This is a genomic window from uncultured Chitinophaga sp. (genome assembly GCF_937874145.1).
Lineage (GTDB): Bacteria > Bacteroidota > Bacteroidia > Chitinophagales > Chitinophagaceae > Chitinophaga.
Genome location: NZ_CALNBI010000191.1, coordinates 1 through 23,796, shown reverse-complemented (window position 1 = coordinate 23,796; position 23,796 = coordinate 1). Strand labels below are relative to the sequence as shown.

At 56.3% G+C, this 23,796-nt stretch carries 15 protein-coding genes; 10 read left to right on the top strand and 5 right to left on the bottom strand.

Annotation, left to right across the window (positions count from 1 at the left end; all coding sequences use genetic code 11):
• The 5 genes from Q0510_RS09025 to rbsK all read right to left on the bottom strand — a co-directional run.
• Positions 1 to 921: ADP-ribosylglycohydrolase family protein (locus Q0510_RS09025; protein WP_298710217.1), on the bottom strand; the 921-nt coding region annotated here is incomplete at its 3' end.
• Between the two features lie 28 nt (positions 922 to 949).
• Positions 950 to 2,521 (bottom strand): RagB/SusD family nutrient uptake outer membrane protein, encoded by a 1,572-nt coding sequence (locus Q0510_RS09020; RefSeq protein ID WP_298710215.1) that lies wholly within the window; start codon positions 2,519 to 2,521, stop codon positions 950 to 952.
• 10 nt (positions 2,522 to 2,531) lie between these two features.
• Positions 2,532 to 5,534 (bottom strand): TonB-dependent receptor, encoded by a 3,003-nt coding sequence (locus tag Q0510_RS09015; protein WP_298710213.1) that lies wholly within the window; start codon positions 5,532 to 5,534, stop codon positions 2,532 to 2,534.
• Between the two features lie 42 nt (positions 5,535 to 5,576).
• Positions 5,577 to 6,581, bottom strand: a complete 1,005-nt coding sequence (locus tag Q0510_RS09010; RefSeq protein ID WP_298710211.1) for a GRP family sugar transporter — start codon at positions 6,579 to 6,581, stop codon at positions 5,577 to 5,579.
• A gap of 32 nt (positions 6,582 to 6,613) precedes the next feature.
• Entirely contained in the window at positions 6,614 to 7,531 is a 918-nt protein-coding gene (gene rbsK / locus Q0510_RS09005) for a ribokinase (protein WP_298710209.1), read from the bottom strand.
• 229 nt (positions 7,532 to 7,760) lie between these two features.
• On the opposite strand from rbsK, the gene Q0510_RS09000 reads away from it, so the two are divergent.
• The 10 genes from Q0510_RS09000 to Q0510_RS08955 form a co-directional block, all read left to right on the top strand.
• Positions 7,761 to 9,242, top strand: coding sequence for a hypothetical protein (locus Q0510_RS09000; protein WP_298710207.1), 1,482 nt, complete (start codon positions 7,761 to 7,763; stop codon positions 9,240 to 9,242).
• Between the two features lie 36 nt (positions 9,243 to 9,278).
• Positions 9,279 to 11,348, top strand: a complete 2,070-nt coding sequence (locus Q0510_RS08995) for a carboxy terminal-processing peptidase (RefSeq protein WP_298710205.1) — start codon at positions 9,279 to 9,281, stop codon at positions 11,346 to 11,348.
• Positions 11,349 to 11,462: 114 nt separating this feature from the next.
• Positions 11,463 to 11,969: an RNA polymerase sigma-70 factor gene (locus tag Q0510_RS08990; protein WP_298710203.1), complete on the top strand. Its 507-nt coding sequence runs from the start codon at positions 11,463 to 11,465 to the stop codon at positions 11,967 to 11,969.
• A gap of 51 nt (positions 11,970 to 12,020) precedes the next feature.
• Positions 12,021 to 13,163 carry a FecR family protein gene (locus tag Q0510_RS08985; protein WP_298710201.1) on the top strand — a complete coding sequence of 381 codons (1,143 nt, stop codon included), beginning with the start codon at positions 12,021 to 12,023 and terminating at the stop codon, positions 13,161 to 13,163.
• Positions 13,164 to 13,245: 82 nt separating this feature from the next.
• Positions 13,246 to 16,839, top strand: a complete 3,594-nt coding sequence (locus Q0510_RS08980; protein WP_298710199.1) for a SusC/RagA family TonB-linked outer membrane protein — start codon at positions 13,246 to 13,248, stop codon at positions 16,837 to 16,839.
• A gap of 18 nt (positions 16,840 to 16,857) precedes the next feature.
• The gene (locus Q0510_RS08975) at positions 16,858 to 18,324 is read left to right on the top strand and encodes a RagB/SusD family nutrient uptake outer membrane protein (RefSeq protein WP_298710197.1); all 1,467 of its coding nucleotides are present in this window, start codon (positions 16,858 to 16,860) and stop codon (positions 18,322 to 18,324) included.
• Between the two features lie 14 nt (positions 18,325 to 18,338).
• Entirely contained in the window at positions 18,339 to 19,190 is an 852-nt protein-coding gene (locus Q0510_RS08970; RefSeq protein WP_298710195.1) for a hypothetical protein, read from the top strand.
• Between the two features lie 68 nt (positions 19,191 to 19,258).
• Positions 19,259 to 20,662, top strand: coding sequence for a redoxin domain-containing protein (locus Q0510_RS08965; protein ID WP_298710193.1), 1,404 nt, complete (start codon positions 19,259 to 19,261; stop codon positions 20,660 to 20,662).
• Complete coding sequence (locus tag Q0510_RS08960; RefSeq protein ID WP_298710191.1) at positions 20,662 to 23,208, top strand: M1 family aminopeptidase; 2,547 nt, start codon at positions 20,662 to 20,664, stop codon at positions 23,206 to 23,208. The genes Q0510_RS08965 and Q0510_RS08960 overlap by 1 nt, the downstream gene beginning before the upstream one ends.
• A gap of 11 nt (positions 23,209 to 23,219) precedes the next feature.
• On the top strand, positions 23,220 to 23,796 hold a 577-nt coding region (locus Q0510_RS08955), incomplete at its 3' end, for a DUF4369 domain-containing protein (protein WP_298710189.1).

Sequence of the window (23,796 nt, the reverse complement as noted above, 5' to 3'; positions counted from 1 at the left end):
CGAAATGTCCATGGTTTTGGTGAAATCCCCTTCGCCGTACAGCAACCCGATCAGGATATACGCCGAGTTCACGGTGGCGTCGATGTTAAACGGGGCATGCACGCCGTCCGGACAGTACAGGTCTTCGCTCCAGTTGCGCTCCACCTCAAACCACGCGCGCTTCCAGTCGTTGGGGTATTGCTTATGCGCCGCGATAACCGCCTCCATACATTGACGGTACTTGCTGCCCGCCGGGATCGTCTTCAACCCTTCCGTCACCACCCACTTCACATCGTCCGACACAAACGCCAGCGAATACATCGCCGCCACGTACACGCCGCCATACCACCCGTCGCCGAAGTTCATGATGTGCCCGATACTGTCGCAGATCACGCCGGCGGTGTTGGCCATGCCGGGCGCCATCAGTCCCGCAAAATCCGCCTCGATCTGGAAATCGATATCATCGGCATGCGGATTATTGCGCCAGTGGCCGCTTTCCGGAGCTTTGATACCGTTCAGCAGGTTGAAGCGCGCCGCCTGGTTGGCGTGCCACAGCGGGTACGAAGCATGCGCGAACGCATTGGCGAAGGAATCAACGGGCGCTTTCAGGCCGTATTTCTCGAATACTTCCACGAAGGTGAGGTCCATGTACACATCGTCGTACAATCCGGGCGCGTTGTCGTACCACCATTTGATGCTGCCGCTGTCCCAATGCACGGGCACATAATCCTGGATCATCGTGCCGTTGTACTTGAATTCGAAGTGGCCGCCATAAGTGCATCCGATCGTTTGGCCCGCCCATCCGCCTTTGATTTTATCCTGCAGCGTTTCGCGGGAAAGTTTCGTTTTCGGCGCTGGCGCCTGGCCGTCCCGGTTCCGGAACGCCAGCACCGCTACGATGCCGGCGCCCAGGAGCAGGCCGGAAATAATTAGTTTTCGCATATCGTTATCTAAAAGTTTACGGTGTTGATCAGGGATTGTATCCCGTGTTCTGCGGGAAATTCGCTTTCCCCATGATGTTCAGTTCGCCGTTGGGAATGGGCCAGCGCACGTTATGGTCTTTGATATTGGTGCGTGGCAGGAGGTAGTTCTCCCCGGTGTAAGGGTTTTCTTCCCCAGCATGCGCCCGCACCTGGCTGAGCAGTTTGCCGATCCGTTTCAAAAACACCCAGCGATGCCCTTCCAGCCCCAGTTCCCTGGCCTGCTCGTCCATGATCAGCTGCTCGGTGACCGTGCCCGTGAAAGCCGTGTTGCCGGCGCGCTCCCAGGTTTTGTTGTAGTATTTCAGCGCATTGCCGTTGTCGCCGGCGCGCATGTATGCCTCCGCGGCAAACAGGTACGTCTGCGCCAGCCGGTACACCATGAAATCCTTGTACGACCAGCCGTCATCCGGCGAAGAAACCGTCCAGGGATCCACGAACTTGGTTGTAGTGGGATGGAAGGCCGTGTAGTACAGGCTTTTGTTGTCTTCCGTTACCGTCACCACATCTCCCGGCTGTGTACCCGCGGGCATGCCGGGCACCACTTTCGTTACAATATATTCTGTTTTGAAGTATTGTTTGTAACGTTTGTCGTTGGTTTTGTCGAAAAGACTGAAAAGGTATTCGTTCGGGTACAACCAGCCCCATCCCCAGCCGCCGTTCTCGAAACTCCGCTCGCCGCAAACCTTGTCGTACCAGGGAATGAAGTGGGATTGCATGCGGTTGGTGTACACGTCATACCCGCCTTTGGCGCTTCGGAGCAGGTACAGCGCTTCGCTGTGGCCGAGATTGGCGCTGCCGAACACCTGTTCCAGCGGCACGAGGTTGTAATCTGTTCTTTTGAAAATTTCTTCCGCCTGTTTGATGGCTTCGGGCCAGTTCTGCTGCCAGAGCGCCACGTCCGTCTTGATGTGCCGGGCCAGCGTTTCGGAAATTTTTCCGGGATCTCGAGCGGTTTTGCTGATGTTTTCGATGGTGTAGTCGAGGTCGGCGTTGACGAGGGCGTAGATATCCTCCGCTTTCGCGGGACGGTAATCCCTTGCCTGGTCCACGTTTTCCGGCGTCGTAGGTTCGGTGTTCAGCCAGATGCGGTCGTAACGCCGGAAGAGCCAGAAATAAGAATGCGCCCTGAAATAGCGGGCTTCGGCGATGGTATGGCGCACCTCGGGGTGGGAGGCCGCTATCTTCTCGCCATAGAAAATAATTTCATTAGCCTTCCCGATAACGGAATAATGGTATTTCCACCAGGTGAAAGCCATGCCATCGCCGTTCTGCATTTCAATGGGGTCGTAAGTGCGGTAACCGTTGCCGGGGCCGCCGTTCATCACGGTGATGTCGGTGCCGCCGATGACGGAGAGCATCTCCGCACCGTCCCACCAGGCGCCGTCGCGCGGGCCGCGTTGTTCCAGGATGTAAAGGCCGGTCATCGCTTTTTCCAGTCCCTGCGGGGTGGAATAGAGTTCCACCAGCGTGAGGGTGGTCTCGCTTTCTTCCATGAGCTGGTCTTTACAGCCCGTGGCAAGCATAGCGCAGAATATGATAAGGTTGCGGATCTTTCTCATGACGCGAATATTAAAGGTGGATGTTCAGCCCGAACTGGAAAACGCGCGGTTCGGGGAAGTCGCCGGGATTGGATTCCGGGCTGTAGGATGAATAATCGGTGAAAGTGAAGAAGTTCTCCAGACCGGCGTACACGCGCAGCGAGCGGATGCGCGCGGCTTTCGTCCAGGCCGACGGCAAAGTATACCCCAGCGTAATGTTCCGGAAGCGGACGTATGATGCGTCCTGGTAACCGATCACGTGCAGGTAAGGATTTTCCATACCGGTTTCGCGCGGGCGGGGAGCTTCGTTGGAAGGATTTTCCGGCGTCCAGTAATTCACTTTCAAGCCATTGGTGAGGCCCGTAAGCGCGCCGCCCTGGTTGCTGGAAAAGAGATACGGATTCTGCCGGTAAACGCCATTCACCCAATACAAATCCCAATACAGATCGAAGCCTTTATAGCGGAAGGAGGAGTTGACGGAAGCGGTGAATTTGGGATCGCGGCGGTAAAGGATTTTATCTGTTTCGTTGATGATGTGATCCCCGTTCAGGTCGGCCACACGCACATCGCCGGGGCGGGCATTGAGCGTGGGGTGCGCGTCGATAAAGTCTTTGTCGGACGTTTGCCAGATGCCCTCGAAACGGTGGTCAAAAAACACATTCACCGATTCGCCGATAAACCAGCGGTTGTTGAGGTCGTTCACCGGTTTGCCTTCTGCGTCTACTTTCCCGTCGATCTTCACGAGTTTGTTTCTGTTGCGGGAGAAGACAAGCCCCACGTTCCAGTCGATTTCCTGGCTTTTCACGGGTTTTATGTTGACCATCGCCTCAAATCCGGAATTCTTCACCTCGCCCAGATTCACCAGCTGCGAAGTATACCCGAGGATGTTGGGCAGGGATTTGTTGATGAGGAGATCGGTGGTCCGGGTGTTGTAATATTCAAACGAGCCGCTGATCTTGTTGTCCAGCAAGCTGAAATCCAACCCCAGGTTCCCCGAAACAGAAGTCTCCCATTTCAGCGCCGGGTTGTACAACGATGACGAAGGTAAAAAGCCCGACGTAATCGCCGGCGAGCCCGCGTTATTCATCAAAATGCCCTGGTACAGCACCGTCACGCCCAGTGAGTTGTAGGGGTTAACCGCCTGGTTGCCCACGGCGCCGTAGCTCGCGCGCAGTTTCAGGTCATTGAGCCAGGAACTCCCTTTCAGGAAATCTTCCTGCGAAACCCGCCACATCACGGAGCCCGAAGGGAAGTATCCGAACTTGTTCTCCGGCCCGAACACCGAGGAGCCATCCGCCCGCATGGTGAACGTAGCCAGGTATTTGTCGCGGATGTTGTAGCGCGCCCTGGCCATGTACGACAGTATTTTCCGTTTCGATACCCAGTGCGTCGGGATGTTCGATTTCTGCGCAGTGCCAATTCCGTCAGCCCCGAACTTGTCGTAAGGGAAGTTGGTGGCGCTCACGCCGGTGCTTTCATAGTCGATCTTGTTGATGCTTTGCACGGCGGTTACGTCGAGGTGATGGCCGTTATCGAATTCCCGGTCGTAGGAAAGGATATTTTCCAGGAGGAAGTCCGTGTTGCGGGTTTCGGTGATGGAGCCGTTACCGGTGAAAATGCGGCCGTTCTGGTGGAGGCTCGTCTGGTAAAATTTGTTGGAAGAAGTGTTGGAATTGACGCTGGTGTTGAGTTTATACTTTAGTCCGGGAATGATCGTCCATTCCGCGAACACGTTGGCGAGGAGGTTTTTGTATTTGGTTTCGTTGGAAGATTCCCGCGCGTTCCACAGGGGATTGGTACTGTTGGATTCGCCGATGATATAATTGAGATTGCCGTTGTCGTCGAAAGGCGTGGCGTAGGGAGGCGCGGTGAGGAAACGATAGAACCCGTCCCAGGAGCCGTCTTCGAAGGTCTGTGTGGCGAAGGAATACGCGACGTTGGTGCCGAGGGTGAGCGCGGGCAGGAGTTTGTGGTCGAGGTTGAGGCGGAAGTTGGTGCGGTCGTAACCGGCTTGTTTGGAAAGGCCGTCCTGCCCGAGGTACCCGCCGGAAAAGGCGATCCTCGTCCTGTCGGTGCCCGAGCGCACGCTGGCGTCGTACTTGCGCACCCAGGCATCGCGGATCATGAGGTCTTCCCAACCGGCCGTTTTGTTGTTGCGGATGGCGGAAAGGATCGGAGCGGGAAACGCCTGTTCGTCGGTCGGCCATTGCCCGCCGTTCTTGGTGCGCACCGCTTCCCGGCGCAACTGTGCCCATTCTTCGGGCGAGTACAGGTCGAAGTTTCGTTTCAGTTGCTGCAGCGAGTGCTGGCCCGTCACTTCCAGCTGCAGGCTGTTGCTTTTGGCGCGTTTCGTATTGACGAGCACCACGCCGTTGGCCGCGCGGGCGCCGTAAATCGCCGTGGAGGCTGCGTCTTTCAACACTTCAATAGTGGCAATGTCCGCCATATTCACATTGTCGATGTCGGACACGGGCACACCATCGAGCACGAACAGCGGTGCATTGCCGCCGTTGAGCGAGCGGGTGCCGCGGATGGTAATGTTGGCCCATCCGCCCGGGCGGGCGCTGCCCTGCGTCACCTGAACGCCGGAAGCCTTTCCGCGGATCAGTTCCGCCACGCTGGTGGAGGTTTGCGGCGCCAGTTTCTCAGCATCTATAGACACAACGGAGCCGGAGATATCACTTTTTTTCTGGGTGCCATATCCCACAACGATCACTTCGCCCAGGTCACTGTCCTGCGCAAGCGAAATGTTGACGGTGTTGCGGCCGTTCACCGGAACGAGCATGCGCCGGTAGCCGACGAACGTGACTTCCAGCGAGGCGTTGGGGGCGGAAAGGGAGATGGCGTAGCGGCCCTGTGCGTCGGCGCTGACGCCGGCTGGGCGGCCTGCTTCCCGGATCGTGGCGTTGGGAAGCGCCTGGCCGTTAAGGCTGTCGGTCACCTGCCCTGTAACCCTGAACTGGGCGAGCGCGAACTGCGCGCAGGCGAGCAGGAGGAGGGTGGCTCCCATGTCTTTCAGTAGCCTGTTTTTCATACGTGTTTTTTTAGAGGTAGCGATAAATTAGAATGGTCGGGCTTAGCGGCCGGCGGCGATAATCAGCCCCAGGCCTGCTACAAAAAGGATGAACATGGCGGTTACCAGTTTGCGTACGCCGTGAGTGGCGCCCTTGAATTCTTTCCAGATGAGAACACCCCACAGTGCCGCCACCAGCGTAGCTCCCTGGCCCAGGCCGTAGGAAATGGCCGGTCCCGCCTTGCCGGATGCGATGAGGTTGAAAAGGTTGCCCAGCCCCCAGATGCAGCCGCCCAATATCCCGGTCAGGTGCACCCGCGGCGTTCCCCGGAAGTAAGCGGAAAATGGAATAGGCGCGCCTTCGAGCGGCCGCCGCATCAGGATGGCGTTGAAAAGGAGGTTGCTGGCGAAAATCCCTGCCGCAAAAACGACGAACGCGGTATAGGGCGTCATTTTTCCCGCGGCCGGCGATTGGAAATTGGCTAAATCCATACCCGCAGCGATGAAAGGATAGAAGGTAGACATGAGGATGCCCGCCACCACGGCGATGGCTATCCATTTGCCTACTCCTTTCTTTCCCGTACTGCCGGAATGTTTGCCATAAGCGACGGCGTTGATGATGATGGCCAGCGCCACGAGCCCTACGCCCGCGAACAGCAGGGTGGCGTTGCCTTTTGCGGCCAGCGCGAAATTGAGGATCACCCCGATCACGAGCGCCAGCCCGATGCCGACAGGGAAGGCCACCGCCATACCGGCCCCTGCGATGGCGGCTGTCAGCAGGATATTGGCAAGGTTGAAAACGATCCCCCCGGCAAAGGCGCTGCGGATATTGGCGAAGTCCGCCTGCTGCAGGTCGGGAAGGAAGGCGCGCCCGCCGGCGCCGGTGCTCCCGAGCGTGAAGGCGCCGAGCAGGGAAAAAAGGAGTATCCCCAGCACATAGTCCCAGTAAAACAGCTCGAAGCGCCAGTTGCCGGCCACGAGTTTCTGGGTATTGGCCCAGGAACCCCAGCACAACATGGTGATCAGGCAGAAGAAAATGGCGAGGGAATAACTTTCTACGATAAACATAACGGTGGATTTATTTGAGATGGTTGGATGGCTCAGTTCATGATGTTGAACAGCACCTCGTTCCGGTACGGGATCGAGGATTGCGCGCCCAATCTGGTGACGGCGATGGATGCGGCATTGCAGGCAAATGCGACGGCTTCTTCCAGCCCGCGGCCGTCGGCGAGCCCTGCTGCCAGCGCGCCGTTGAAGACGTCCCCCGCGGCAGTTGTATCTACCGTATCCACCACCGGCGCGGGGATATGATGGAACCGGCCCTCGTGCAGCACGGCCGCGCCTTGTTTGCCGAGCGTGATGATCACGCTTTTTACGCCCAATTGCTGAAGGCGTTCGGCGGCGCGGCGCGCGCTGCTGAGGTCTTTGATCCGGATGCCGGATAACATCTCGGCTTCGTGCTCATTCGGGGTAATAACGTCTATAAGATGGAATAAATCGGACACGGAACTGTTGGCGGGCGCGGGATTGAGGATGACGAGCAGCCCTTTGTCGCGGGCGCATTGCGCGGCGTGGCGCACCGTTTCCATGGGTATTTCGAGCTGGATGAGCATCACGGCCGCATCAGGGTGCTTGCCGAAGGCTGCGGCCACGTCTTGCGGCTGCAGGTGGGCGTTGGCGCCGGGCGCCACCACGATGCTGTTCTCCCCGGAATCATCCACGGTGATCATGGCAATGCCGGAGGGCGATTCCGGATCGGAGAAGATGCCTGAAATATCCACGCCTTCCTGGTCGAATAAATGAGCGGATTGCTTGCCGAAAATATCGTCGCCGATCTTGCCGATGAAGGCCGCTTTGCCACCGAGCCGGGCCACAGCCACCGCCTGGTTGGCGCCCTTGCCGCCGGGATTCATGAAGAAAACGCCGCCCAGCACGGTTTCTCCCGGTTGCGGTATATGGGCGGTTTTCACCACCATATCCATGTTGATACTGCCTACCACGAGGATCTTGTTTGACATAACGGGAAGTAAATTTTTTATGGGTCGGATAATTGGATAGGTCCTGATGAACAGTGCACTTTTCATCCCCTTGGACGTCAAATGTAACGTTCCCCTTCACCCGAATTCTGCCATTTTTTCATATTTTCATGAATGCTAAATATTGGTAGTTTGATAGGATTATTCTTTAATAATGCTGATAATCAATGATAAGCGATTTCATATTATCCGGCATTTCATTAAATTCCACATGATTGCACTTGAACTTGAAAAGATCGTCCGCTCCCTTTCTCCCGCGGAAAAGAAATATTTCCGGCAATCCGCCGGCAAATACGAAGGCGCGAAGGATTATCTCCTCCTGTTCGATATCCTCTGCCGGAAAGGCATGTCCCTTACCGAAGCCGAAACGCTTTTCAATCCATCATCCAGGCCCGGCGCGTTCGATAACACTGTTCAATACCTGTACCGCGTGCTGACCGACCAGCTCATGGCCGTCCGCATCGGACAGGATAAATGGTACGCCCGCCACCACGCCTTCATGAAAGCCCGGCTCTGCTTCGAGCGCTCGCTGCCCAAACGCGGGTTGCAGGAACTGCGCAAAACGCAGCAACTGGCGCTTCATGCCGAAGATCATATGCTCTATTACCAGGCCGTTCGCGCGGAATTGAATTACCTCGCCGGCGCAGGGTTTCCGGGGATGACGGAAAAAGAAGTGGTGGACCTGCAGATGCGCGCCAAACAAGCGCTCAAATCCCAGCACCAGATCCACGAGCACCATTCCCTGTACGAACTGCTGAAACTCCGGCTCATCAACGAACAGGTGGGCCTGGAGCGCAACGGCAAAATGATCAACGACCTCGTCCTGGGAGAACTGGCGCTCATCAGCTCCGGCGGAAAACATCCCTTCGAATCCCGGAAAACGCATCTCCTGTTTCAATCTTTCTTCCTCATCCATACCAAACAATACCATTCCGCCCTCGCCGTTTTCAAATCCCTCAACGCGCTCTTCGAAGCCAACGAGGCGCTGTGGAACAATCCGCCGTACGACCATCTATCCGCTATCGACGGCATCCTCGACAACCTGTTCAGCATCGGGTATTTCGGAGAAATGGAGTTCTTCACCAACCGGCTCGCCCTGCTGATGGACAAGCCCTATCCCGAACATTTCCGCAATCTCTGCTTCCAGACCCTTTGCCTGCACCGCTTAGGCAGCCTGATCGGGAAAAAGGAACATGCAGCCGCGATGGATTTTTTGCAGGAGATCCACGAGCCCGTGCTCATGCATCCCGGCCTGCATAAAACCGACAAACAGCTGCAATTGCTGCTGCTGGCCGCGCAAACGCATTTCTACGCCCGGCAGTTCGAATCCGCGAACCGCTACGCATCGCAGGGCCTGAACGAGCACAAGCCCATGAGCACTTCCGCCGTGTACCGCGCGTGCCGGCTCCTGCACATCGTCATCCATTATGAAATGGACAATGCCGCTTATCTGGATTATGAAATCCGTGCTTACAAAAGGTATTATAGCCAATACGGCCGCACGTCGAGGTTGGAGAAACTGTTGTTTAAAACGATCGCGCTCAACCCGCGCAAGTGCAGCCAGCCGCGCAGGGCGGCGGCTTTTGAGAAGATCGGGCCGGAGCTGGAAGCCATCGCGGCGCACCGGGAAGATGAGCCCCTGCTGAAATATTTCGACTTCTGCGGCTGGACGGTCCGGTGTTTTGGCGGGTAAATTCACCCGATTTACCGGTCCGGTTGCCTAAAGGGTATGAAACAAACTCTCCGCCTCAGGGCGCTTTTAGTTACAGCGGCGCTGCTCGGCGCCGGAGGGGCCGCCTCGGCCAGCCAAACGGAAGATAGCGTTATCGCCTACCGGAACACGACCGTAGGGCAGGTGATGCGACGGATCACGCAGGAACATTATCAACTCAAACCGATAGACGACGCTTTCTCCGCCTCGGTCTGGAAGAAATTCCTGACACAGCAGGACGGCGGCAAGCTCAATTTCATGCAGGCGGACATCGATCAGCTGCGCCATTGGGAAAAAAGCCTTGACGATGAGCTGAAAGCCCCGTCCACCGGGTTCTTCCACAAAGCCAACGAGCTCCTGATCGTCCGCATGAAGGAATCTGTGGACATCTTCAACCGCCTGCTGGCTAAACCGCTGGATTTTACCCGTAAAGAAACCTATATCGAGAAGCCGGAAGGATATTTCGCTTCCCGGAGCGAGCGCGAGCAGGCCTGGGAACGATTCCTCAAGCGCCACGTTTTACATAACATGGCCGAACTGCAGGCCGCGGACCCCAGGCTGACGAAAGCCGAATCGGAAAAGAAAGCCCGTGCGAAGGTGTTGTCCTGGCTGCGGACATCTTACGGCAACCTGCTGGGCGTGACCGCGCCGGAGCAACGTTTCGTGACATTTATGAACGTGGTGGTGATGGAAATCGATCCGCATACCAATTTTTACGCGCCCGCCGACAGTAAAGAGCGCGATGCCCGGATGGCGCAGCGTTATTTCGGGGTGGGGCTGGAATTGTCCGCGGAAGACGGCGAGATACGCGTGAAACGGCTGCTGGCCGGCGGCGCGGCGGACCGGAGCGGTTTGCTGCGCGAAAACGACCAGATACTGGGCGTGAGCCCCAATGGTGGCGCCGTGGTGAAAGTAAGCGGGCTGTCGGTAACCGATGTGTCGCGACTGGTGCGCGGCGATTCGGGGACAGTGCTGACTTTACTGGTGAAGCGTTTGGGGAAAGAAGAAGAAGTGAAGCTCACCCGCCAGGAGATCAAAGACCAGTCGAATGCCGCCAAAAGCGCATTCATTGAGAAAGACGGCCGCACGTACGGTTACATCCGCCTGCCGGAATTCTACCGGGATTTCAGCCGGCCCGACGGAGCGCAGTGCGCTTTCGATGTGGCGCGGGAAGTAGAAAAACTCAAGAAAGAGGATATCAGCGGCATCATGATCGACCTGCGCGGCAATGGCGGCGGGTCGCTGGAGCAGGTGCAGCATATGGCGGGTTTGTTTGTGGCTTCGGGGCCTGTGGCGCAGGGGCGTTTTAAGGACCGCGTACAAAAATTCGATATCACGCCCTGGACGTCCGTGATGTATGATGGCCCGCTGACGGTGCTGGTGGACGAAAGCAGCGCTTCCGCCTCGGAGATGTTTTCCGGCGCCATGCAGGATTACGGGCGCGCGGTGGTGATAGGCAGCGTATCCACCTACGGTAAAGGCACGATGCAGGAAACCCGTCCGATGGGAAAGATGGGCAACAAGCAGCTGGGTACGCCGAATATCAGCTACGGTTCCGTGGCTATTACGCTGGGTAAATTTTACCGGATTACGGGCGTGACCACGCAGTTGCAGGGCGTTGCGCCGGATGTGGTGGTACCGGGAAAATCCGAATACACGAAGCAGCGGGAGAAGCACTTCCTCACCGCGCTGCAGCCTGATACGATCGCGCCGTTGTATTTCGCGCCATGGAAAAATGCGGGGACCCTGCCGGGAGCGATCGCGGCGGCTTCGCGCCGGGTGGATGCGGATACTGCGTTTGCCGCATTGCGCGCATCGGTAAACTGGCTGGTGGCCCATGCCGGCGACGCCAGGCCCCTCCGGTACGAGGATTTCATGAAAGCTGAGAACGAAAAGCTGCGCCAGGAAAAGATCGCAGACCAGGCGGCTAAATTGCCGGCGAGCGCCCTGCTGGGCGTGAGGCTGCCGGAGGCTGGCCCTGCTACCTACGCTTCGGAAGCGGCCCGCCGGGAGGAGTGGAAAAACGGGCTCCGGGCCGACCGCTACCTCTCTCACGCCGCCGATGTCCTGAAAGATCTTGCCCGATAAGGATTTCACCGATTTGAAATCAAATTATTAAGTATTTTGTGACATACTATGATATGAGAGTAGTAATCGGGTATGAATCAACCAAATTCACGAGATCCGGATTCATTTGAGGCATTGTTCAGACAGCATTACCCGGCGCTTTGCCGGATCGCTTACGGGGTGGTGGAAAATGAGGAGACGGCGAAAGACATTGTGCAGGACTTCTTTTTATACTGCTGGAAGAAAAAAGAAGAACTGAAGATCCATTCCGGGTTTGTCCACTATGCCGCCAGGGCGGTGAAAAATGCGTCGCTCAATTTCATCAAACGGGAAGGAAGGATCAAATTCGAATCGCCCATGGAACTGTCTGCTGCCGCCAGTGGAATTCCGGACGAAACATATGAAACAGACGATAGTCGTAATGCCGCCCTATGGGCGGCTATTGCGCGTTTACCCAAACAGCGCCGCGCCGTTTTCCTCCTCAGCAACCGCGACGGGCTGAAGTATGCGGACATTGCGGCGCAGCTGGATATTTCGGTCAATACGGTGAAAACGCACATCAAGCTGGCATATCAATATTTACGCAAAGAATGCGGCTGGATGGTGCGGATGATCGGTCTTATATTTTTTTTCACAAAATAGCCGGCATCGTTCACCCGCTTTTGCAGAACGATTGCCATTATAGAGAAGTACATGGAAAATCCGGAGAAAAATATCGATTGGGACAAGCTCCTTCCGAAGCTGGAAGACCTCGGCAGCGATGCGGAGCCTGGCTTCGCGGAAGACAGTGAGGAAGCCCGGCAGTTACGCATGGCCCGCGAAGTGCGCGGCCGGCTGAATGCGGGCGCCCCGGACGATCAATTCCCTTCGGAGGAAGGCTGGCAGCGTTTCCGGGAGAACCTGGAACGGGAGAACGCCTCGCGCAGCAAGGTGCGATGGCTGTATTGGGCCGGCGCCGCCGCAGCAGCAATGATTATCGCGGTGGCTGGAGTAAAGTATTATCAGCAAAATGCCACGCCCGGGAAAGCGCCCGCCGTTGTGGCGGAACATCAGCCCTCGGGGAAAGTGGAAATCAAATCCTCCAACGGTACGTCATTTGTGCTGACTGACAGTTCCCAGGAATGGCAAACCGGCAATGGCGTTTCCGTGAGCGCTGATAATAAAGGGATCGTATATTCCGAATCGACGGGAACCGCTGTGACGATGGATACGCTGGTGGTACCGCGCGGCAATAAAACCAGGATTCAATTGGCCGATGGAACGGTTGTTTGGATGAATGCCGATTCCCGCCTCATCTATCCTTCCGCCTTTACCGGCGCGAAAAGAGAAATCCAGCTGGAAGGCGAGGCTTACTTCGATGTGGCGCAGGATGCTTCCCATCCCTTTATCGTAACGGCGGATGGAATGAACGTGGAAGTACTGGGTACCGAATTCAACATCAACACCTACTCGGATATTGTTTATACGACATTGGCGGAAGGAAAAGTAAAAACCTCGGCCGCCGGCAAATCTTTGCTGATGCAGCCGGGAGACCAGGTGGCATTCGACCGTGCCGCCGGAGAAATGAGCCGCCGCGTGCCAGACATGAGAGGCGTGACGGCGTGGAAAGACGGACAGATTTATTTTGAAGACGTCCGCCTGGAAGAAATCACGAAAACATTAGGCAGGGATTATGACTATCAAATCCGTTTTGAGGACGAAAGCCTCCGGCAGCTGAGCTTTACGCTGGACATGCCGAGGCCCGCAACCCTGAAAGCGGTACTCGAACAGATAAGCAGGACAGCGGGCGACGTCCGCTTCCGTATAGAGGACAACATCGTTTATTTATCCCGGTAACACAGGGGACGCCCTGATTGACCGACATGCTTTATGGATGAACCGCCGTGCGAACGGCGAATCGTAAACCAGTTTTATCAACATGAAATCAAAATCTACATTGCCTTTCGGGGGAAAGGTGCGGGGTTTCCATGCCCGGGTCGTACTGCTGTTTACGCTGCTGGCGATACCCTTCGCCCTGGCGGCGCAAACCAAGTCGGTGCTCGATATCCGGGTCAGCTACAAGGCGGAGAAAACCCCGCTGGCCAAAGCCCTCAAGGATATCCGGACGCTTACCAACGTGCGCTTTACCTATAACTCCGATCTCATCCGCCGGCAACCGCCGGTAACCGTGGATATGAAACAGGTGACGCTGGAAGCCCTGCTCAAACAGGTTCTCCAGAAATCCGCGCTGCAATTCGCGGAAGACATGGGCGGCATCATCATCTTCCCCGACGAAGTGGAAAAGTTGAAACCCGGCCAGAAATTAAGCCTGCTGTTAAGCGGACAGGTCGTCTCGGAAGGCGGCGAGCCCATCCCCGGCGTTACCATCCGCGCCCTGGAATCCAACCTGGGAACGGTTACCATGGACAATGGCATGTTTTCCCTCATGGTGTATGAAGGAGAAGTGCTGAAGTTCAGCGGCGTGGGGCTTTCGACAGCGACCCTGCGCGCGGAGCCGAAAACGGATCAGCTGATGTTCGTGAAGCTGAAAACTTCCACGGAAGAAATGAAGGAAGTGGTGGTGAACGGTTACCAGAAGATTGACGCGCGGATGTCTACCGGCGCCACTTTCAAGCTGAATGCGGCAGACATCCTCCAGCCGGGGATGCCTTCGGTAGACCAGATGCTCCAGGGCAAGGTGCCGGGGCTGATGATCATGAATAATTCCGGCAGCGTGAACGCCCGGCCCACCATCCGCATGCGCGGCACATCCACTTTCGTAGGAAACGCTTCGCCGCTGTGGGTGATCGACGGGATGGTGCGCCCCAGCCCGGTGGGTATTTCGTCCGAAACGCTGAACAGCGCGGTAAGCGGGCAGTTTAGCCTGATCGGCAGCGCCGTGGCGGGATTGAACCCCTATGATATCGAATCCATGACTTTCCTCCGCGACGCCGCGGCCACCTCCATTTACGGTACGCAGGGCGCCAACGGGGTGATCGTGATCACCACCAAGAAAGGCAAACCGGGGCCGTTGCAGGTAACGTACGCCACCGACTTGTCGTTCCAGGCGAAACCTTCTTACCGGAGGATGAATCTCATGAATTCAGAGGAACGGATGACACTGTCGAGGGAGCTGATCGAAGACAAGCTGCTCCGCAATGGCTTTTATGCCGGCTTTTTGCCGGAAACATCCTATGAATATCTCGTGCAACAATTGAATGGCCGCCAGATTTCGGAAGCTGAGTTCAAGGCGGCCGTTCAGGCCGGCGGCGCCAGGAATACCGATTGGTTCGACCTGCTTTTTCAGAATTCCTTCGGGATGACGCACTCCCTCAGCCTCAGCGGCGGCAGCGATAAAGCGACTTTTTACGGGTCCGTAAGCTATAGTAAGAACAACAGCGCCGCCAAGCTGGATGGCAACCAGCGGATCACGGCCGACGTCAAAATGAACGCGAAAGTCACCAAAAGGCTGAACGTGAACATGATACTGATGGCTAATTACAGCACGCAGGAAAGTTATTACAACGGCATCAATCCCCTGAACTACGCATTGCAGACGAGCCGCGTTACCTCGCCGGAGGAATGGTATCCATGGGTATCTTCCGGCCTTACGACGGGTAGCGCGGGAATGTCGGCTGATCCGATCAAATACAATATCATCAACGATATCGCCAATACCACCAATACCAGCAGTTCCCGCGGTACGACCATCAACATGAACCTGACCTATGACTTTGGCGGCGGATGGCGTTTCGAGCAAATGGGCAGCGCAATGAGCGACGTGTCGGAAGCATTCAGGGCGGCATATGAAAAGAGCTCCCAGGCTGCGGTGCACCGCGGATATAATTACGGGGAAACCTATCCAAAGGAACTGATGGACCTGTCGTACCTCCCGCAGGGCGGCCTGGCCAATTTCTCCAGCCTCAATTCCCTGGTATGGAATACCCGCAGCACGGTTTTCTTCAACCGCCGCTTATTCAACAACCGCGATGAATTCAACTTCTCGCTGGGCGCCGAAGCAACTTCCAACAAGCTGACCGGCAGCACCACGCAGGAACCCGGCTATTTCGAAACGCGGGGTAAAATCTTCGAAGCGTCCGACCGTTCGCGCCGCCAGTTCCACAAACTCCAGCTCGAAGACCGGCTGAACAACCGGATGAGCATTTACGGCAACGCATTCTACAATTACGACGGCCGCTATACATTGGGTTTCGACATCCGTTCCGACGGGTCCAACCGTTTCGGTCAATATTCCAACCAGAAATTCCTTCCCAACTACAGCGTTTCCTTCCGCTGGAACGCCTCCAATGAAAAATGGATTCCCGAATCGAAGGTGCTGAGCGGCCTTAATGTGCGCGCCTCTTACGGAACGCAGGGGAACGTGGTGACGGAAGTGAGCCCGAACCTCATCGCCAGGTTCATGCCGGCGGGGCCCAGCGGCAACTCCCTGACAGGCCGCCCGGATGTGGTGATCAACAGCCTTCCCTATCCCGACCTGAGATGGGAAAAAACGTATCAATACAACATAGGCGTGGAAATGAGCCTGTTCGAAAAACGCGTCAACCTGCAGGTGGATCACTATGGCAGGAAAAGCGTGGACCTGATCTCCCAAAGATCGGTTCCGGTGGAAAACGGCGTGGATTATATGCTCGTCAATTCCGGCTCGCTGCTGAACAGCGGGTGGGAAACGGTGGTGAATTTCGTGCCGGTACGTTCCAGGGGCTGGACCCTCAACCTGACTTTCACCAACAGTTTCAATAAGAACAAGGTGGCGGAACAGGGTTATCAGAACGTGTATACCGATTACCTGAATGGGACCGTGAGCCAGCCCGGCGTTCCGGCGGATGCGTTTTATTCCTTCGTGTTTAAGGGGTTGAACGGGGCTACAGGGCTTCCGGAGTTCCACCATATGGACGATGGGGGCAAAACGGTGTTGCCGACGGATTTCCTGGTGTTTTCCGGCCAGCGGTTCCCCAAGTTCCAGGGGACCTTTTCCACGAACCTGAGCTATAAGAACTTCATGCTCCGCGGCAGTTTTTATTACAGCCTGGGCGCCCACAAACGTATGAACGCGCTGTATGCCCGCAACACCGATCTGAACGGTATTCCGCGTGCAGGTTACAATGCCAACAGGGATCTGATCGACCGCTGGCGGAAGCCGGGCGACGAAGCATGGGCCGTTATCCCGGTCATGCGGGACCTGTTAGCGGGAGAAAGCCAGTTGCTTCCCCGGATGGAAGGGCTCGGCAGCCGGCCGCTCATGTCACATTTCAAGATGTATGATTTGACGGATATTCGGGTGGCCAATGCCAGCTTCATGCGGTGCAGGAACATCAGCCTGAATTATATGGTCCCGCAGTCCATCCTGAAACCTGCCCGGGTAAATGCGCTGACGCTGGGCCTTTCCATGAACAACGCCTTTACCATCGCTTCGCGGAAGTTACAGGGGCAGGATCCCGAGATCGACGGCGTGGGGTCTACTGCATTGCCACTCACCCGTCAGTACGCATTCAACCTTTCCGCGAATTTCTAATGCATCCAATCTTTACAGATGAAGAAACTTTCAATTGCAATAATAACAATCGCCGTGCTGAGCAATATTTCCTGTAAAAAATTCCTGGAAGAGCGCTCCCAGTCAGACATTATCCCTACAACCGTGATGGATTTCGGGGATATCCTGGCCACCGGCGGCTATCCGAACGGCATCAAGTTGATGCCGCATTTAAACCTCATGACCGACGATGTGGAGTATTACGCATCGATTGCGCCGAACCCCGGCGATGAGGCTTTTTACGTCAACTACCCCGCCTTCCAGTGGCAACCGGATTTTATCGACGCCTGCAGGCAGTCAATGAGCCCGAACGTGAATGATTTCGATTCCTGGAGCGTTTTTTACAGCAAGCTGATGCGCGTGAACGTGGTGCTGCAGTACATCGATGGCGCCATCGGCGACGCAAAGGAGCGCGACAAGGTGAAAGGCGAGGCGCTGGCGCTGAGGGCCTGGTATTATTTCCTGCTGGTGAACCTGTATGCTCATCCCTACAATGATCCTGCCGTAGACCCCGCCACATCGCCGGGCGTACCATTGAAGCTGGATGGAAACGTGATCGAGGAAACCATTGTCCGTAGTTCGGTGAAGGAAGTGTACGATCAAATCGGGAAAGACCTGGAGCAAGCAATAGCCCTGCTCGAACGGGACGACCGCATCGGCAGCAATCTGTTTATGGACGATGTGGCGGCGCATCTGCTGGCCAGCCGGGTGGCATTGTACAAGGAAGACTGGGAAGCGGTGGTGAGGCATGCGGATTACGTGCTGGAGCGCCATCCGCAACTGGCGGACCTGAATAACGGCATTACCACCTCCATTGTACACCGCGATAATGCGGAAACGATCTGGGCGTATGGTAACCATCGGGTGACGGACATTATGGGTGTTACGCTGGTGGCCGATTTCTCGCACGACCTGGCGAATACTTTCGATGAAAAAGATCTCCGTTCACAATATTACTATTATTACTTCCCGCCGGAGATGAAACCCTTCATCACGGTGGACTACGGGATTAACAAATATGTAGAGTCGCAGTGGTACCTCACCTGGAGAAGCTCGGAGGCTTACCTGAACCGCGCGGAAGCGAAAATACAGTTGTTCAGGAAGAAGGGTGACGCGGCTGGGGCGCAGCAGGCATTGTCGGATCTGAACACGCTGCGCCAGCACCGGTTTGCTCCAGCAGACTTCGTTCCCTGGGCTATGGATACCGGCGACCAGCTGCTGAAGATGTGCCGTGAAGAGCGCCGCCGTGAGTTGTGTTTTGAAGAAGGGCACCGCTGGTTCGACCTTCGCCGGTACGGCATGCCGGAAATCAGGCACGTGTATGCTTACGCGCCGGGGAGGACTGATATTTATGTGCTGAAGGCGCGCGATCCCCAGTACACATTGCCCATCCCGCTGGAAGTGCTCCAGCGCAACAGGGCCCTGCAACAAAATCCTCAAATCTCCGGCGCCCGCAAGCCGGAATAAAACCGCTCACCAACATGCAACATACATTTTCCCGATTGATAGCGCCAGCCTGCGTTGCCCTCAGCCTCCTGGCCGCCGCGTGCGGCAAGGAAGAACGGCTGAACCCGCCGCTGCTGCCGGATGCTTACCAGCTGCCGCAAGGCAACCAGCCGATCGATGATTCCATCGTCAACTTCAAAAACAAATACGGCACATATTTCCTTTATAAATTCACACACCTCGATTTCGCTTACACGCCCACGGGAATGCTCAGCGATACCGCCGCAGTTGGCGACCCGGCTTATCTCAAAGCTGCTTATGATTTCTTCCGGTTGCATTGCCTGGCGTATTACCCGGAAGATTTCCGGAAGAAAACGCTGCCTTTCCGCATCTACCTCTCTGCCGCCGTTGGCGCGAAAGGGCCGGGCGGAACCATCATCGTTAAAAAAGGCTTTTCCTGCGCCGCGCATATGCTGGCCATCGGTTGGACCAACGCCCGGCTGGAAACGCTGTCGCCGGAAGAAAAGAAGGCAACCATCGCGGCGATGCACCGCTATTATTTTCACCGCGCCCTGTTAGGCGGCAGCATTCCCGTCCCGAAAGACTTCCTGGCGCTGATGCCGGCCAGCATGGCGAGTATGACGGAGGCCAATAAGTATCTCCGGGGCATGCTGGAAGTGCAACACGTTTCCAAAGCCGATCCGCTGTGGGACCTGGCGACATATGTAGAAGCGGTGACAGGTAAAACCACCGCCGAACTGGAAGCCACGATCCTCAGTCCGCAGGTCGACCGGAACGGGCTCGTCCGCAAGAAGTATAATATCGTTTTGAAGCATTTCAAGGAGGAATACAACATCGACCTGGCGGCCATCGGCAATTTACCCTGATGTAAACCGGCATTTGATTCACCCTTTTTTGCGGGCCGTGTGCCCTATTAGTAAATCATTTTATCAACATGAAGAAATCATTAACAATATTGCTGTTCGCGCTGGGCGGCAGCCTGGTTGTGCATGCAGGGCCCGGCGCACCGGGCAAGCTCCGGGTGAGCGTAGCGCCCGGCGGCACCATCGAAACCAGCATCGATGTGGTATATCTCACGGATAACCCTTCCGAAAAATCGACGACCGAATCCATCAGGATAAGCCGGGGCACGAAGATAGCGCCCCTTGAGCGCAGCCTGGGCACAGGCAGCCAGATCGTCACCATCTGGCGGGTGCCCTTCCTCGTATCGCAGGGCGAAACGCTGGATGTGACCATTAACGCAACCAGCTTGAATAATACGGGAAATGCCGTCGTGGCTAAGATCAAAGGGAAAACGGATAAAGCCAATCTCCCCCGTTTCATCGATTCTATTTACCGCTACGATATGGCCATCACATCGCGCGAAGCGATGGATGCCTGGCTGCAGAACAACAGCCGCCTCCTCGACCAGGCCATGCAGGCCGCCGGGGCAAACGAGCAGGATCGGGCCGTATTGAAAGCCTACGAAAGCTACTTTAAGCTTGCCCGCCGCCTGCCAGTGGTAAAGCATAAACCGGAAATGGCGAAAGAGGCCACTTTTTCCAAATGGCTGTTCGATGGTTTTGAAATTGCCAGTCCCGATTTTTCTAAACTGGCGGATAATAGCGTAATCCCCAATATCACCCGCTTCTGGTGGGAAGGCAGGAAGCTGGCCGAGCCGGATCTGCGGGAAGAATTCCTGTTCATCGACCTCATCCGCTTCGCCAAAAGCGAACGCCTGAAACAGGAAACCGCGTACCACTGGGTGATCATGGAACTGAAACACAAGAAATTCACGCCGGAACTGAAGCATGTGTATCCCATGCTGCGTACCAACCTCAAACCTTCGGCCAGAACAAAAGCCATCGATTCCCTCTACCAGGCCTATTCTATCATGGATCGCGGCAAGCCGGCCTACAACTTCGTGATGAAGGACGCTTCCGGGAAAGTTGTCCGCCTGTCTGATTATAAAGGCAAAATGGTTGTGCTGGATTTCTGGGCCGATTGGTGCAAAGGCTGCATCGCCAGCCTGCCGGATTACAAGAAAATGGCCGGTGCGTATAAAGACAGCTCTGATATCGTTTTCCTCACCATCGCCTGGCAGGATGAAGGAACGGAGGATATCTGGAAAGAATTGTCCGCCAAACACCAGGTTGCGGGACCGAACAACATGGTCATCATCCGGAAAGAAGAAAGCAAGGAATACCAGCGCTTTTTCGAGGCCTACAAGATAACAGGTGTGCCCAGGTACATCGCTATCGACAAGGAGGGCAACTGGTTGTGCAACCAGCTGTCGTACCCCATGGAAGCCATGGCGGCGCAGGTGCGGGATTTATATAACGAACAGAAATACGAATAGTGGCCAACCAATTCATACGTATCGCACTGCTGCTGGCGGCGTGTGCGGCGGGAAAGGAAGCGGGGGCGCAACAGGCGCCGGGCGGGTCTTATGATCCGGTGGCGGCGTTCGCGCCTTTGCCGCATCCTGCCGCAACGGCCACGCGCGGCGCTTCCGGGAAGCCGGGCCCCGCTTACTGGCAAAACCGCGCGGATTACAAGGTGGCGGTGTCCATCGACACCCTTTCCCGCGAGGTGAAAGCGCGCTGCGCGATGGCATATACCAATAACAGTCCCGATACACTGGCCTACATCTGGCTCACTGCCGTGCAGAACCGCTTCCGCAGGGATTCCCGCGAAAGCCTGCTGACGCCGCCGAAAGGCAGCCGCTTCGGTATCAACGACCATACCGAAGGCCTGCAGATCGCATCCATAAAAGCCGGCAACAAAAACGCCGCGTACAGTCTTACGCACAATTACATCCGTGTGGACTTGCCGCAGCCGCTGTTACCGGGGAAGCAGGTAAAACTCGAAACGGATTACACCTTCATCCTTCCGCTCAACGGCTCCGATAACATGGGCGTGCTGAAAACAGGGGAGGGAAGCGTATTCCAGTATACCAGCGTTTTTCCGCGGGTGTGCGTGTACGACGACCTCCGCGGCTGGAATGTTTCCGGGACACAGTACTACGTGGAATGCGGCAGCACCGAAATGCACTTCACCGCGCCGGCGAATATGATCGTCCAGGGAACGGGCCTGCTGCTTAATCCTGAAGAAGTGCTCCGCCCGGAAGTGCTCCGGAAATACCGCCAGTCGCTGAAAGGCGATACGGTGATCAGGGTGCGCTCGGCCGGGGAAGCCTTTTCCCCTTCCGCCGCTCCCACCCTCACCTGGAAGTTCCGCGAGCCCAACGCGGGCGACGGCGGCTGGGCGGCATCGGCATCTTTCAACTGGGAAGGCCTCGCCACGAAGCTCGCCAACGGTACATCCATCCCCACCATGGCGCTGTTCCCGACGGAAAGCAACCGGGAATGGGACACCATCATCCGGGCGATGCCCCGCATGCTGAAAGCGTATTCCGACAAGTGGTCACCTTACCCTTATGCCGCCGCCGTCAACATCGCTACCGGTGTAACGGGACTGGCATCGCCGGGCGTGTCGTTCATCCACTATCAGCAAACGAGCTATACCTCCAGCGTCTGGATCAAAACCAACCACGAACTGGGGCATGCCTGGTTCAATCTCATGATCGCGGCAGACAGCCGGAATGGCTGGATGTGCGAAGGCCAGAATACTTTCATCAACCTCGTGAGTGCCGCTGAGCTGAACGGTCCCGTGGCTTTCGATATGCCTTCGTCGTTCAGCTGGATGAATATGAAAAAACAGCATGTTCCCATCAGCACTGTTTTTGGCAGCGTGCCGCCCGCCGATATGGGGCCGTTGATGTACATGAAGCCCGGTACGGCTTTCATGCTTCTGCGCAACGAAGTACTGGGGCCTGAGCGCTTCGACGCGGCCTTCCGGGAATACATGCGCGCCTGGGCTTTCAGGCATCCCGCGCCGCACGATTTCTTCAGGATGATGGAAAACGGTACCGGTGAAGACCTCGCCTGGTTCTGGCGCGCCTGGTTTTTGACCGATGCCCGGATGGACCAGGGGATTTCAAAAGTGGCGTACGATGGCGACACGCCTGATAAAGGCGTCCTGATTTCCATCGTCAATAAACAGCAAATGCCCATGCCGGTGGACATCCTCGTGCGGGAATTCAACGGCAGGCAACACCGCGTGAAGCTGCCGGTGCAGGTTTGGGACTGGAACAATGCCCACACGTTGAAAGTGCCCACCACATCGGCGGTAGTCGCCGTGCTGCTGGACCCCGAATCGCGCCTTCCGGATGCGGACCGCACAGACAATACCTGGACGGGCGGCGGTACCAGGTTGCGTAACGGGCAAATGTCGGCCCGGCAGGTGATCGATCGTTATTTCGACGCCATCGGCGGGAAGCAGAACGCGGAACGGATGGTTGGCGTAGGGTTGGAATACCGCTCCTGGTCAGACAGCGTGTTCGTGCTCCGGCAGCGTTATGCGCCCGGGGGAACCTTTTCCTGGATCGCCGGGTTGGAACTGGCGACGTCACTGACAGCCCTGAAGAAACTGGAGCAGACCGATACGCTGCGTTTCACGACGCTGGGCGCCGGGCAACAACTGAACGCCACACAGGCCGAGCAGCTGCGCATATCCGCGATGCTGTTCCCTGAACTGCGGTTTTTCGATCCCGGCAACAAAGTGACGCTGTCCGATTCTTTCCAGCTGGTCCACGGTATGGAAACGCATATGATAACAGTGATGACGCCCACCGGCAATGCCTGGCGGTTTTATTACGACGCGGCAACCGGCCTCAAGGTGCGGCAGGAATATACCGGCATGATGCCTTCTTTGTTATACGCCAGCAAGGTAATGGCGGGATATGATGCCGTGTTCGGCGTGAAAATCCCAACCAGGATGACGATCCAGTCGCCTGGTGAAAACGAGGAAGTATTCGAATTAAAGAACTTTTCAAAATCATAAAATTCAATTGCATGAAAAGGATGCTGACTGGGATGGCGCTGCTGTCCTGCATATCGGGCTATGCCCAGGATAAACTGGAGATCACCGCCAAACTCGGCGGGATGAAAGACGGGGAGCGCGTGCTGATCTGGATGCCCTTGGGTGATGTCAGGGACTCGGCGGTAGTGAAGGATGGCAGTTTTTCCAAGACGATCAATATGGCCGGCGGCGGTACCACCTGCATTATCCACATTGGAGATGACATGAATGAAGCCAAAGGGACTTTCCTGTACGTGGAGCCCGGCAAGCTCAATTTTGCCGGCAAAGGGCCTTATTTCGAAGATGCGGAAATCACCGGCAGCCCGTTCGTGGAAGAATGGAAGCGCATGGATCTTGAGTTGTCGGGCCTCCGTGTAAACGACGCGAAGCTTGCCCAGCTCGAAACGGAGTTTGCAGAAGCTTCGAGTGTAGGGGATGCTGACGCCAGGCAGGCGATTGAAACGGAAATGTGGAAGTTGAAGAAGCAGAATGCCGAAACGGCGATGAACTGGCTGGCGGAAAATCCCAACGTAGGCGCGGGTTCATACCTCGTGAATGTATATCTCAGTA